The 12,448-nt window shown below is 64.4% G+C and carries 10 protein-coding genes; 2 read left to right on the top strand and 8 right to left on the bottom strand.

Features of this window, described 5'->3' with window-relative positions; genetic code table 11:
* Window positions 1–119 precede the first annotated feature (119 nt).
* The 7 genes from B2U07_RS03095 to gcl form a co-directional block, all read right to left on the bottom strand.
* A complete protein-coding gene (locus B2U07_RS03095) occupies window positions 120–1,721 on the bottom strand; it encodes a hypothetical protein (protein WP_275544721.1) in 1,602 nt (533 codons plus the stop codon).
* 116 nt (window positions 1,722–1,837) lie between these two features.
* The gene (locus B2U07_RS03090) at window positions 1,838–2,737 is read right to left on the bottom strand and encodes an urea transporter (RefSeq protein ID WP_275544722.1); all 900 of its coding nucleotides are present in this window, start codon (window positions 2,735–2,737) and stop codon (window positions 1,838–1,840) included.
* 261 nt (window positions 2,738–2,998) lie between these two features.
* Window positions 2,999–4,414, bottom strand: a complete 1,416-nt coding sequence (gene pyk, locus B2U07_RS03085) for a pyruvate kinase (protein WP_275545333.1) — start codon at window positions 4,412–4,414, stop codon at window positions 2,999–3,001.
* A gap of 82 nt (window positions 4,415–4,496) precedes the next feature.
* On the bottom strand, window positions 4,497–5,810 hold the full coding sequence (locus B2U07_RS03080) for a glycerate kinase type-2 family protein (RefSeq protein ID WP_275544723.1): 1,314 nt from the start codon (window positions 5,808–5,810) through the stop codon (window positions 4,497–4,499).
* A gap of 414 nt (window positions 5,811–6,224) precedes the next feature.
* Window positions 6,225–7,193: a 2-hydroxy-3-oxopropionate reductase gene (locus tag B2U07_RS03075; protein WP_343252182.1), complete on the bottom strand. Its 969-nt coding sequence runs from the start codon at window positions 7,191–7,193 to the stop codon at window positions 6,225–6,227.
* Window positions 7,194–7,250: 57 nt separating this feature from the next.
* Window positions 7,251–8,033 carry a hydroxypyruvate isomerase gene (hyi, locus tag B2U07_RS03070; RefSeq protein WP_275544725.1) on the bottom strand — a complete coding sequence of 261 codons (783 nt, stop codon included), beginning with the start codon at window positions 8,031–8,033 and terminating at the stop codon, window positions 7,251–7,253.
* Window positions 8,034–8,147: 114 nt separating this feature from the next.
* A complete protein-coding gene (gene gcl, locus B2U07_RS03065; RefSeq protein ID WP_296275718.1) occupies window positions 8,148–9,923 on the bottom strand; it encodes a glyoxylate carboligase in 1,776 nt (591 codons plus the stop codon).
* A gap of 111 nt (window positions 9,924–10,034) precedes the next feature.
* Here gcl and B2U07_RS03060 point away from each other — a divergent pair, with 111 nt between their 5' ends.
* Window positions 10,035–10,949: a LysR family transcriptional regulator gene (locus B2U07_RS03060; protein WP_013715037.1), complete on the top strand. Its 915-nt coding sequence runs from the start codon at window positions 10,035–10,037 to the stop codon at window positions 10,947–10,949.
* 182 nt (window positions 10,950–11,131) lie between these two features.
* A complete protein-coding gene (locus tag B2U07_RS03055) occupies window positions 11,132–11,566 on the top strand; it encodes a GlcG/HbpS family heme-binding protein (protein ID WP_275544727.1) in 435 nt (144 codons plus the stop codon).
* A 146-nt stretch (window positions 11,567–11,712) separates the two neighbouring features.
* Here B2U07_RS03055 and B2U07_RS03050 read toward each other — a convergent pair whose 3' ends face one another.
* Window positions 11,713–12,357 (bottom strand): TetR/AcrR family transcriptional regulator, encoded by a 645-nt coding sequence (locus B2U07_RS03050; RefSeq protein WP_275544728.1) that lies wholly within the window; start codon window positions 12,355–12,357, stop codon window positions 11,713–11,715.
* Window positions 12,358–12,448: the final 91 nt, after the last annotated feature.

The raw sequence follows: 12,448 nt of genomic DNA, 5'->3' as shown, positions 1-12,448 counted from the left end.
AACGCGGCGGGAGTTCAGTCTTTACCCGAACAAAGGGCGCAGGATCGGCCGCGTCGGCATGATCTGCGCGATCACGGCTCCTCTGGATGATTCACGCACGGCCCAGCGTTTGCCGCGCGCTAGCGCTCGTCCTTCTTGCGCGTCCAGTAGACCTGACCGTCGACGATGACATCCTCCGGCTTGCTCTTGTCGGCATTGTCGAGCACAGCGAAGAAGCGGCGCTCCTCTCCCTGCGGGTTCGACAGCACCAGGGCGTAATCCTCGAAGCGATAGTTCGAGGTGACGCTGTCGTCGCGATTGCTGCCAGTGATGATGTAGCTGGTGGCGAATCTTCCCGCGACGAAGCCGCTGCGCTTGTGCGTGACGGTTCCATCCGGGCGGAACACGAAGGAGCGGTCGCTGCGAGCGCCGCCCATACCGACATTGAGGAAATAATAACTGTGATCGAGCCGCGTATCGGCCGGCAGCGGCGCCAGTTCCTGTGCTTTGGAGAGATCGATCTTTTCTCCGTCACGCGACAACGTGATCTCGCCTGTCCAGCTCTTTGACCAGGTAAGCCAGTTCTCCGGCTCACGGCTCTTCGAGGCGCTCACATCGAGGTCTGTAAAGGGGAATTTCCAGGTATGGCGGTAGGCGCTCGCGTCCGACAGCAGGACGTAGATGTCCTCGTCGCGGCTGGTGTAGCCATTGCCGAAACCGTCCAGACGGTGCGCGAAGTCCGCGACGTAGAGCACGCGATCGACCTCGGCCATGGCGATACCCTTACCCGGCCCGGCGAAAACCTCGTTGGCCTCCGGCGGCCGGTGGACGAGACCGGCTTGGTCATCGGCTTTGGCGAGGGGCGTTTGAGTTTGTTCCAGAGTGAGTATCTGGCACTCGCGCAGCGAGATCTCGGCATTCTTGCCATCGATGACGTTGCGTACCTGGCCGATGACGACGCGGTCCTGGCCAAGCGCCTCGTTCATCCGCGTTTTGTGCGTGTCGTCCTTGAAGCTGCGGCAGGACAGCGAGAAGCGCGATTGGCGAGCCCCGCGCCACTCGCGCAGGCGATTGTCGGCAACCACACGGCCGTAACCGGCGACCGCGCCCTGGTTCTGCAGATAGGTTTCCAGGCGGTCTTCACGTGCCTTGCGCAGGTCGCGATCCTCAAGCGCCCCCTCGTAGGAGCCGACGCTGGCCATTTCGGCGTCGGCCAGCACCGTCAGGTGCGCCAACCCCCTGACCTGCAGGTTAGCTTGCGCTGAGTCCGCTGGTGCTCGCGCCAGGTCCAGCCCGTAATTGCCTGCCAAGCGGCGCAGCTTGCGCACGAGGGGTTTGATGGCGTACTTCTCGTCAGCGAGGAATATTGCCAGGTCCGCACAGGGCGCGGGGTCCGCGGCGAGCGGGGAGGCGATCTGGGTACGGGCACGCGTGAGGTTGCCTTCCATTTCCTTGCGAAACGCTTCGCTATTGCGCACCAGTTCGCTTATGACCTGGTCGTAGTCGGCGATGTCGTTGCGATTGCTCCAGCTTGCCAGGGCATCTCGACGCGCGCTTTCGCTTTGCGGGCTGCGTTCGTCGCAAAGTTCCTTGACCGTTCTCGCCGTCACCACTCGAGTGGCCGCCTCGGAAAGCGTGGCGTTGAATTCGGCGTCCGTAGCGCTCGCTGCTGGCGATAGCGAGCCGGCCAATAGTGCAAGCGCGAAAGCGGACAATCCGCTTGATTTGTTTTCCAAGATCATGGGCAACGCTCCCTGTGCTTACTTTTGTCTGGCCGCCGATAAACCTGGCGGCTGAAGACTCTGAGCGCTATCCCTGGCCTGAGTTCATCTGCTGTGTATCGCGTTTCAGCGCTGCGTCATGAGACCCCGTTCCTTACTGCCCGTTGCCAGCTCAGCGCGCAGGCTTTGACTAGCCAGCAGGCGAGGATGAACGGCATGGTCAGCGCTGGTAGGCCCAGTGCGCTGAACGCCGGTTGCAGGACCAGGGCCAGCAGGATTCCCGCTGCGGGGACCAATGGGCAGCGATAGACCTGGGCCAGGGCGATGGCGGCGAGGGTGGCGTTGTAGCCATAGAGTCCGGCCAGGGCGGCATCGCTGGGCCAGCCATGCGCTATCGCCGGGGCAAGGCCGCTGCTGGAGCCTAGTAGCGCCCAGAGCGCCGTGCGGCCATCGGCCAGGCGCAGACCGATCAGCAGGCACAGGCCGGCCAGTGGCGAGTCGAGGAAGATCACCTGGCCGAGGCCGCGCAAAATGGCCTGCAGCAGTTGTACAGCGTCGAACTCAGCTGAGTGCGATGGAACTGAAAGTGGCTGATCGGCCGGGGCGAACAACGCCAGCAGCAGCCAGCCGAGCAGTACGAAGGGAAGGGTGAAGGCGGGCAGCCAGCCCTGCCGGCGCATGCGCCGCATCCAGGGCGCCAGCAGCAGGCTGGACAGGGCAGCGCTGGCGATGACCAGCACGGGCAGCAACGGCGTCCATGGCAGTTTCAGGCTCAGCAGCAGGCCGAGCAGAATGCCGTTGTAGCCATACAGGCCGATGGCGATGTCCGCTTGCGGGTAGCCGCGGCGTTGCGCGACCAGCATCGCGCTGAGGCCACCGAGCAGCGCGCCGGGCAGCAGCTCGGGAGCGCCACTGAGGATGGCGAGCGCCACCAGCGCGCCGGAGCCTGGGTGCTGTTGCAGGAAAATCTGGGCGAAGCCGCAGAGCAGGGCGCGCAGGCTTTGCAGGGCAGGGTGTGAGGTGGGTAGTGGAGGCATGATGTGTGTGCCAAGAGATCCCTCTCCCCCAGCCCCTCTCCCGCAAGCGGGAGAGGGGAGTTGTTCGTGTCGCTTGGAGGAGCCATGTAGGGCGCGCTGTGCGCACCGCCAAAGGAAGCAAGGTGTGCACGGCCTAGGCGGCCCCGCGACACCCTACGAATCAATACAGCGCGTAGCCCGGGTGAAATCCGGGAATCAGGAGTCGAGCTTTCCCCGGATTTCATCCGGCTACGGTTCTTTATTGCGTCGAGAATCACCGGCTCAATGCAGCGTCTCGATCCTCAGGCTGTTGGTGCTGCCGGGTTGGCCGAAGGGTTCGCCGGCGGTGATCACTACGGTTTCACCGCGCTTGGCCATGCCCTGGGCCTGGGCGATCTCCAGCGCGGTGCTGGTGACCTCTTCGACCCTGCGCAGGCGCTCGTTGACCACCGAGTAGATGCCCCAAGCCACGGTGAGACGGCGGGCGGTGGTCAGGCTTGGCGTCAGGCTGAGGATCGGCGCCTTCGGTCGCTCGCGTGAGGCGCGCAGGCTGCTGGCACCGGACTCGCTGTAGTTGACCAGGGCCGCCACCGGCAGGATCGAGCTGATACGGCGGATGGCGCAGCTGATGGCGTCGCTGGCGGTGGCTTCGGCCTGCGGGCGACCGACGTCGAGTTGAGTCTGGTAGTCCGGGCCATTTTCCACCTGGCGGATGATCTTGCTCATCATCTGCACGGTTTCCAGTGGGTAGTCGCCGGAGGCCGTCTCGGCCGACAGCATGACTGCATCGGCGCCTTCGGCCACGGCATTGGCCACATCGGTGACCTCGGCGCGGGTCGGCGCCGGGGAGAAACGCATGGATTCGAGCATCTGCGTGGCGACCACCACCGGGCGGCCGAGCTGGCGGCAGGTGCGCACGATGTCCTTCTGGATACGCGGCACGTTCTCGGCCGGCACCTCCACGCCCAGATCGCCGCGCGCCACCATGATGGCGTCGCACAGACGGGCGATTTCTTCGAGATGCTGCACCGCCGAGGGCTTCTCTATCTTGGCCATCAGGAAGGCCTTGCCGCCGATCAGCTCACGAGCCTCGACGATGTCTTCCGGGCGCTGCACGAACGACAGCGCCACCCAGTCCACGCCCAGCTCCAGCCCGAAGGCCAGGTCGCGGCGATCCTTCTCGGTCAGCGGCGACAGTTGCAGCACCGCCTCGGGTACGTTGACGCCCTTGCGGTCGGACAGCTCGCCGCCGGCTACCACTTCGGTGACTACGGCATCGGCCTGCTTGCCGGTCACTTTCAGGCGCAGGCGGCCGTCGTCCAGTAGCAGGCTCATGCCCGGCTGCAGGGCTTCGATGATTTCCGGGTGGGGCAGGTTGACCCGGTTGGCGTCACCGGGTGTGGTGTCCAGATCCAGGCGCAGGCTCTGGCCGTTGACCAGTTGCACCTTGCCTTCGGCAAAGCGGCCGACGCGCAGTTTCGGCCCCTGCAGGTCCATGAGGATGCCGATGGGCTGGTTCAGCTCGCGCTCTACCTCGCGTACCCACTGGTAGCGCTGGGCGTGGTCGGCGTGCTCGCCGTGGCTGAAGTTGAGGCGAAACAGGTTGACCCCGGCTTCCACCAGCTGGCGGATATGCGCGGCGTCGCGGATCGCCGGGCCGAGGGTGGCGAGGATCTTTACTTTCTTGTCGGGAGTCATCTGGCAGGCCTTGGTCATGAGTTTTGTCGATGGCGTTGCGGCGTAGGGCGGGTGCAACCCGCCACCAGCGCTCTGGCGGTTTTCACCCGTCCTTCAGGGAGGCGCCCAGTGGTTCTTCACCTGCAGTTTCCGATGTTCCCAGGATCAGAATGGCGCGGAAGTCGTTGACGTTGGTACGGGTCGGGCCGGTGACGATCAGCTCGTCGAGGGCGGCGAAGTAGCCATAGCCGTTGTTGTTGTCCAGTTCGTCTCGGGCGCTCAGACCCTTGATGCCGGCACGGGCGTAGCTGTAGGGCGTCATGATGGCGCCGGCGTTGTCTTCGGAACCGTCGATGCCGTCGGTGTCGCCGGCCAGCGCGTAGATGCCGGGCAGGCCCTTGAGGCTCTCGGTGAGGCTGAGGAGGAATTCGGCGTTGCGTCCGCCACGGCCGTTGCCGCGCACGGTGACGGTGGTTTCGCCGCCGGAAAGGATCACGCATGGCGGCTTGATCGGCTGGCCGTGCAACTGCACCTGGCGGGCGATGCCGGCATGCACCTTGGCCACGTCGCGCGACTCGCCTTCCAGATCGCCAAGAATCAGCACCGGCAGACCGGCGGCTTCGGCTTTGGCCGCAGCCGCGTCGAGCGACTGTTGCGGGGTGGCGATCAGCTGGAAGTGGCTACGGGCGAGCACCGGGTCGCCCGGCTTGACCGTTTCCGAGCGCGGGTCCTGCAGCCAGGCGCGCACGTTGGCGGGAATGTCGATTTGATAACGGGCGAGAATCGCCAGGGCGTCGACCGAGGTGGTCGGATCGCCCACGGTGGGGCCGGAGGCGATCACCGTTGCTTCGTCGCCGGGCACGTCGGAGATGGCGTAGGTGTAGACCGTGGCTGGCCAGCAGGCCTTGGCCAGGCGGCCGCCCTTGATCGCCGAGAGGTGCTTGCGCACACAGTTCATCTCGCCAATGGTGGCGCCGGATTTGAGCAGCGCCTTGTTGATCGCCTGCTTGTCCTTAAGGCTGATGCCCTCTGCCGGCAGCGCCAGCAGCGAAGAGCCGCCGCCAGAAAGCAGGAAAATCACCCGGTCGTCTTCGGACAGGTTCGACACCAGCTCCAGCACGCGGCGGGCGACGCGCTCGCCGGCATCGTCCGGCACCGGGTGCGCGGCCTCCACCACTTCGATCTTCCTGCAATCGGCGCCGTGCTCGTAGCGGGTCACCACCAGGCCGCTGACCTCGCCCTGCCACTGTTGCTCGATCACCTCGGCCATGGCCGCGGCGGCCTTGCCAGCGCCGATGACGATGACGCGGCCGCTACGGTCGGCAGGCAGATGATCGGCCAGTACCTGGCGCGGATGGGCAGCAGCGATGGCGGTGGCGAACAGGTCACGCAGCAGGCTTTGCGGGTCGAAGGTCATGGTGGTGGTCTCTTGCGGATCGATTCCAGTCCGCAGATGCCGCGCGCAGCATCTGGGGAATGGAATCGACCAACCTGGCAATCGGGCCGTGACACCTCCTGCCAGGAAGGTCGAAAGGGTGGGCCAGAAGCAAAGCCCCTCTCCCTAACCCTCTCCCATAAATGGGAGAGGGGACTGGTCCGGCGTACGCCGAAACTCCGTGCAACGCCGAGCTGCTTGTCCCTCACTCCCACAAGTGGGAGAGGGGACTGGTTTGGCGTACGCCGAAATCCGTGCAACACCAAGCTGCTTGTCCCTCACTCCCACAAGTGAGAGGGGGACTGGTTTGGCGTACCCCAAAACTCCGTGCAACGCCGAGCCGCTTGTCTCCCCTCTCCCGCATGCGGGAGAGGGGCCGGGGGAGAGGGCGCTCTGTTACTCGCCGCGGATATTGAAGTTGGCCATATGCTCCAGGCCCTTGATCAGGCCAGAGTGGTCCCAGCCGCTGCCGCCGAGGGCCGCGCAGGTGCTGAACACTTGCTGGGCATTGGCGGTGTTGGGCAGGTTCAGGCCCAGCTCGCGAGCGCCGGACAGCGCCAGGTTGAGGTCCTTCTGGTGCAGGCTGATGCGGAAGCCCGGGTCGAAGGTGCCCTTGATCATGCGCTCGCCGTGCACTTCGAGGATCTTCGAGCCGGCGAAACCACCGGACAGCGCCTCGCGCACCTTGGCCGGGTCGGCACCGTTTCTGGCAGCGAACAGCAGCGCTTCGGCCACTGCCTGGATGTTCAGGGCGACGATGATCTGGTTGGCCACCTTGGCAGTCTGGCCGTCGCCATTGCCGCCGACGAGGGTGATGTTCTTGCCCATGGCCTGGAACAGCGGCAGCGCGCGTTCGAAGGCGTTCGGGCAGCCGCCGACCATGATCGACAGCGTCGCGGCCTTGGCGCCGACTTCACCGCCGGACACCGGGGCGTCCAGGTAGGCAGCGCCGGTGGCCTTGATCTTCTCGGCGAAGGCCTTGGTGGCGGAGGGCGAGATCGAGCTCATGTCGATCACGACCTTGCCGCTGCCAACACCGCTGGCAACGCCGTCTGCGCGGAACAGCACGTCTTCGACCTGTGGGGTGTCCGGCACCATGACGATGATGAATTCGGCTTCCTGCGCGACTTCCTGCGGGTTGGCCAGCGCGACAGCCCCGGCAGCCACGAGGTCGGCCGGAGCCGGGTCGTGATGCTCGGAAAGGAACAGGGTGTGACCGGCTTTCTGCAGGTTCTGGGCCATGGGTTTGCCCATGATGCCGGTGCCGATAAATCCGATTTTTGCCATGAGAATTTGCCTCTTTGTATTTGTCTGTCTCGATGTTGGGGGCGACGCAGGCCTGTGGGAGCGGGCTTGCCCGCGAATGCAGTGGTGGGTTCACTGCCGCTTTCGCGGATGAATCCGCTCCTACAGGTGCAGCCGTCAGATCACGTTATGCGCCTTCATCCAGCCGAGGCCGGCAGCGGTGGTGGTGGCCGGCTTGTATTCACAGCCGATCCAGCCCTGGTAGCCGATGCGATCCAGGTGCTCGAAGAGGAAGCGGTAGTTGATCTCGCCAGTGCCCGGCTCGTTGCGGCCCGGGTTGTCGGCCAGTTGCACGTGGTTGATGGCGGCCAGGTTGTTTTCCACGGTGCGGGCCAGGTCACCTTCCATGATCTGCATGTGGTAGATGTCGTACTGCAGGTACAGGTTGGTGCTGCCGACCTTGTCGCGGATGTCCAGGGCCTGCTTGGTGGTGCTGAGGTAGAAGCCGGGGATGTCGCGGGTGTTGATGGCTTCCATCACCAGGCGGATGCCGGCACCGGCCAGCTTGTCGGCGGCATAGCGCAGGTTGTCGACGAAGGTTTTCTCGACGGTGGCGCAATCCACGCCCTGCGGGCGGATGCCGGCCAGGCAGTTGATCTGCTTGTTGCCCAGCACCTTGGCGTAGGCGATGGCCTTGTCGACGCCGGCGCGGAACTCCTCGATGCGGTTCGGGTGGCAGGCGATGCCGCGCTCGCCCTTGCCCCAGTCGCCGGCCGGCAGGTTGAACAGCACCTGCTCCAGTTTGTTGGCGTCCAGGCGGGCCTTGATCTCTTCCACCGTGAAGTCATAGGGGAAGAGGTATTCCACGCCGCTGAAACCGGCTTCGGCGGCAGCGGCGAAACGGTCCAGGAAGTCCACTTCGGTGAACAGCATGGACAGGTTGGCAGCAAAACGGGGCATGGTGTGCTCCTTGTCGTAGCCCGGATGCAATCCGGGGCGGTGTTGCGGTCTTCCCGGATTGCATCCGGGCTACGTCGTGATGGCCGGGTGCGCGTGGCACACCCGGCGTACTGATCAATCCAGCAGCGAGATGGCGGTCGGGGCGTCGACGCCGCGCTCGGCCAGTTCCTCGAACTCGTTGACGGCGTTGATCTCGGTGCCCATGGAGATGTTGGTGACACGCTCCAGGATCACCTCGACCACCACCGGTACACGGTGTTCGGCCATCAGGCGCTTGGCTTCGGCGAAGGCGTTCTGCAGTTCGTTCGGGTCGAACACGCGGATCGCCTTGCAGCCCAGGCCCTCGACCACGGCGATGTGGTCGACGCCATACCCATTGAGCTCCGGCGCGTTGATGTTCTCGAACGCCAGCTGCACGCAGTAGTCGATGTCGAAGCCGCGCTGCGCCTGACGAATCAGCCCCAGGTAGGAGTTGTTCACCAGCACGTGGATGTAAGGCAGGTTGAACTGCGCGCCGACAGCCAGCTCTTCGATCATGAACTGAAAGTCATAGTCGCCGGACAGCGCCACCACGTTGCGGGTCGGGTCGGCCTTGACCACGCCGAGGGCCGCCGGAATGGTCCAGCCCAGCGGGCCGGCCTGGCCGCAGTTGATCCAGTGGCGCGGCTTGTAGACGTGCAGGAACTGCGCGCCGGCGATCTGCGACAGACCGATGGTGCTGACGTAGCAGGTGTCCTTGCCGAAGGCCTCGTTCATCTCCTCGTACACGCGCTGCGGCTTGGCCGGCACGTTGTCGAAGTGGGTCTTGCGCTGCAGGGTGCGCTTACGCTCGCGGCACGACTCGACCCAGGCGCTGCGATCCTTCAGCTTGCCGGCGGCTTTCCACTCGCGGGCCACTTGGAGGAAGGCATTCAGTGCGTTACCGGCGTCGGAAACGATGCCCAGATCCGGGTTGAACACGCGGCCGATCTGCGTCGGTTCGATGTCAACATGGATGAACTTGCGGCCCTCGGTATAGACGTCCACCGAGCCGGTGTGGCGGTTGGCCCAGCGGTTGCCGATGCCGAACACCAGGTCGGAAGCGAGCAGGGTGGCGTTGCCGTAGCGATGCGAGGTCTGCAGGCCGACCATGCCGACCATCAGCTTGTGATCGTCCGGAATCGCGCCCCAGCCCATCAGCGTCGGCACCACCGGTACGCCGGTCAGCTCGGCGAATTCGACCAGCTTGTCCGCCGCATTGGCGTTGAAGATGCCACCACCGGCGACCAGCAGCGGGCGCTCGGCGTCATTGAGCATGGCGATGGCCTTCTCGGCCTGGACGCGGCTGGTGCTCGGCTTGGCTACCGGCAGCGGCTCGTAGGCGTCGATATCGAACTCGATCTCGGCCATCTGCACGTCGAACGGCAGGTCGATCAGCACCGGGCCGGGGCGGCCGCTGCGCATTTCATGGAAGGCGCGCTGGAAGGCGCGAGGCACCTGGCCGGGTTCCATCACGGTGGTGGCCCATTTGGTCACCGGGCCGACAATGCTGGTGATGTCGACCGCCTGGAAGTCTTCCTTGTGCATGCGTGCACGCGGCGCCTGGCCGGTAATGCAGAGGATTGGAATGGAGTCGGCGGAGGCCGAGTACAGGCCGGTGACCATGTCGGTGCCGGCGGGGCCGGAGGTGCCGATGCACACGCCGATATTGCCGGCGTTGGTGCGGGTGTAGCCCTCGGCCATGTGCGAAGCGCCTTCGACGTGACGGGCCAGGACGTGATCGATGCCACCGAGTTTCTTCAGGGAGGCATACAGGGGGTTGATGGCGGCGCCGGGGACGCCGAACGCGGTATCGACGCCTTCGCGACGCATCACCAGTACGGCTGCCTCGATTGCTCTCATTCTGGCCATGACCATTGTTCTCCGAGTCAGTGGTTTTTCTTCTTGGGAGCAAGGATGACCGCTGTACCGGTGCGGCGGAATTGTTGGATACTTCAGTTCTGTCGATACTTGGAGTACCGAATGGACCGTCATACCCTTATCCGAAGTTTCGTTCTGGTGGCCGACAATGGCAGCTTCGCCGCAGCTGCGCTCAGTGAAGGCGTCACCCCGGTGGTCATGGGGCGCCGCCTGGACGCGCTGGAGCGCCACCTGGGCGTCAAGTTGATGCATCGCTCCACGCGTGGTCTGCAGCTGACCGACCTCGGTGAGCAGTACCTCGATCGCGCCCGCGCACTGCTCAAGGACTTCGACGAGGCCGATGCCAGCGTGGCCCGTGGGGGCAGGTCGGTGCGCGGGCATTTGGTGGTATCCGCGCCTGCCGCGTTCGGCAGACGGCATATCGCGCCGCATGCGCCGGCATTTCTCAAGCGCTACCCGGACCTGAAGCTGTCGTTCAACTTCACCGACAGCCTGGTCGATCTGGTGCGCCAGGGTTACGACATGGGCATCCGCATCGGCGAGGTGACCGACCCCAACTACGTTGCGGTCAAGCTCTTCCCCAATCGCCGTGTGGTCTGTGGCGCGCCCAGTTACTTCGAACTGCATGGCGTGCCGCGCACCCTCGAAGATCTGGCGCGGCACAATTGCCTGGCGTTCAACCTGCAGGGTGGCCAGCAGCGCGGCTGGACCTTCCTGCGCGACGGGCGCCAGGTGGCGGTGAAAGTGGCCGGCAACCTCGATTGCAACGACGGCGAACTGCTCTACGACTGGGTCAAGCAGGGGCTGGGAATCGGCTGGCGCTCAACCTGGGAAATTCAGGCGGAGTTGAAGGCCGGCGAGCTGGTCACGGTGCTCGATGATTACGAAATCCCGGCCTATGACATCCAGGCGGTATACCCACAGCAGCGCTACCTGCCGGCCAAGGTGCGCTTTTTCATCGACTATCTGAAGGACATCTACAACGCGCCGGGGTACTGGGAAGTACGAGGAGGTTGACCGGTTAATTCGATACTTGCCTTGTTATTCAAGAAAACTGAAATTGTGTACATTTTTGATTTGTTTTGTTCTTTTATGTTGAAACAATCCCTCTGTTCGGCTATTGCATAAGGCGCTTTCTCATGTCGCACGTCGTCATTGGTGCGTGCGGCGACTTCCCGTTCGGTTTTCGGAGAATCCTTATGAATGCGCTCAACCTGTCCACAGCCGTGAGCATTACCCACAACGCGCTTGCCGTCGGGCGTGAGCTTCGCGCTGCGCCGCTGACGGTGGCGGTGCTGGATGCCGGCGGGCATCTGATCAGCCTGCAGCGCGAGGATGGTGCCAGCCTGCTGCGTCCGCAGATCGCCATCGGCAAAGCCTGGGGTGCACTGGCGCTGGGCAAGGGCTCGCGCCTGATCGCCGCCGATGCGCAGCAGCGCCCGGCCTTTATCGGTGCGGTGAACAATCTGGCCCAGGGCAGCCTGGTGCCGGCGCCTGGCGGCGTGTTGATCCGTGACGCGCAGGGGCAGGTGATCGGCGCGGTCGGCATCACCGGCGACACCTCGGACATCGATGAGCAGTGTGCGGTCAGCGCGCTTGAAGCTCTTGGCTTGAAGGCGGATGCGGGAGCGTAGGGAGGCTTTGCGCACCGCCTTGATCGCGGCTGCGCGATGCCCTGGGTTGCATCCGGGCTACGACTGTGGGAGGGGCTTCAGTCGCGACTGGGACATCGAAGCGTCGCCGCTAAAGCGCCTCCCACTGCGCAATTGACTCGAAAGCGTCAGGCGCTGGTTACCAGTTCGGAGGCCGTCGATGGCATCGGGTTGACGTCGCAGCCCTTGAGCACCAGACGAATGATGGTCTGCGCGGCGGCTTCGTAGTCGGCGTCGTCCAGGTTGGCCTTGCCGGTGACGGTGGAAATCTGCCAGTTGAAGTCGGCGTAGGTCTGGGTCGCGGCCCAGATGCTGAACAGCAGATGATGTGGGTCGACCTTGGCCATCAGGCCCTGGTCGATCCAGCGCTGGATGCAGGCGATGTTGTGTTTGGCCTGGGCGTTGAGCTGTTCGGTCTGTTCCGGTGATAAATGCGGCGCACCGTGCATGATCTCGCTGGCGAACACCTTGGAAGCATGCGGCAGCTCGCGGGAGATGCGGATCTTCGAGCGGATGTAGGCCGTCAGGACTTCGCTCGGGTGGCCCGGCTGGTTGAAGGGGGCAGAGGCAGCCAGCAACGGTTCGATGATGCTTTCCAGGACCTCGCGGTAGAGGTTTTCCTTGGATTTGAAGTAGTAGTAGACGTTGGGCTTGGGCAGGCCTGCCTTGGCCGCGATGTCACTGGTCTTGGTGGCGGCGAAGCCCTTGTCGGCGAACTCCTCGCTGGCTGCGCGCAGGATGAGCTCTTTGTTGCGCTCGCGAATGCTGGTCATAAGGCCCTGTGTTTTCCTCTGCCGCCGAGCGGCGGTCGGGCATGGTAGCACTGGCTTTGCGCGAGGCTCAAGCCAGCAGCCACGGGCTGCG

The sequence above is a fragment of the Pseudomonas sp. UBA7530 genome (assembly GCF_002479365.1).
Taxonomy (GTDB): Bacteria; Pseudomonadota; Gammaproteobacteria; order Pseudomonadales; family Pseudomonadaceae; genus Aquipseudomonas.
This window is presented reverse-complemented; position numbering and strand designations above follow the sequence as displayed.

Coding starts and splice junctions, on each gene's coding strand:
- B2U07_RS03095 (WP_275544721.1), bottom strand. CDS start 1,721: ATGATCTTGGAAAACAAATCAAGCGGATTGTCCGCTTTCGCGCTTGCA.
- B2U07_RS03090 (WP_275544722.1), bottom strand. CDS start 2,737: ATGCCTCCACTACCCACCTCACACCCTGCCCTGCAAAGCCTGCGCGCC.
- pyk (WP_275545333.1), bottom strand. CDS start 4,414: ATGACTCCCGACAAGAAAGTAAAGATCCTCGCCACCCTCGGCCCGGCG.
- B2U07_RS03080 (WP_275544723.1), bottom strand. CDS start 5,810: ATGACCTTCGACCCGCAAAGCCTGCTGCGTGACCTGTTCGCCACCGCC.
- hyi (WP_275544725.1), bottom strand. CDS start 8,033: ATGCCCCGTTTTGCTGCCAACCTGTCCATGCTGTTCACCGAAGTGGAC.
- gcl (WP_296275718.1), bottom strand. CDS start 9,923: ATGGCCAGAATGAGAGCAATCGAGGCAGCCGTACTGGTGATGCGTCGC.
- B2U07_RS03060 (WP_013715037.1), top strand. CDS start 10,035: ATGGACCGTCATACCCTTATCCGAAGTTTCGTTCTGGTGGCCGACAAT.
- B2U07_RS03055 (WP_275544727.1), top strand. CDS start 11,132: ATGAATGCGCTCAACCTGTCCACAGCCGTGAGCATTACCCACAACGCG.
- B2U07_RS03050 (WP_275544728.1), bottom strand. CDS start 12,357: ATGACCAGCATTCGCGAGCGCAACAAAGAGCTCATCCTGCGCGCAGCC.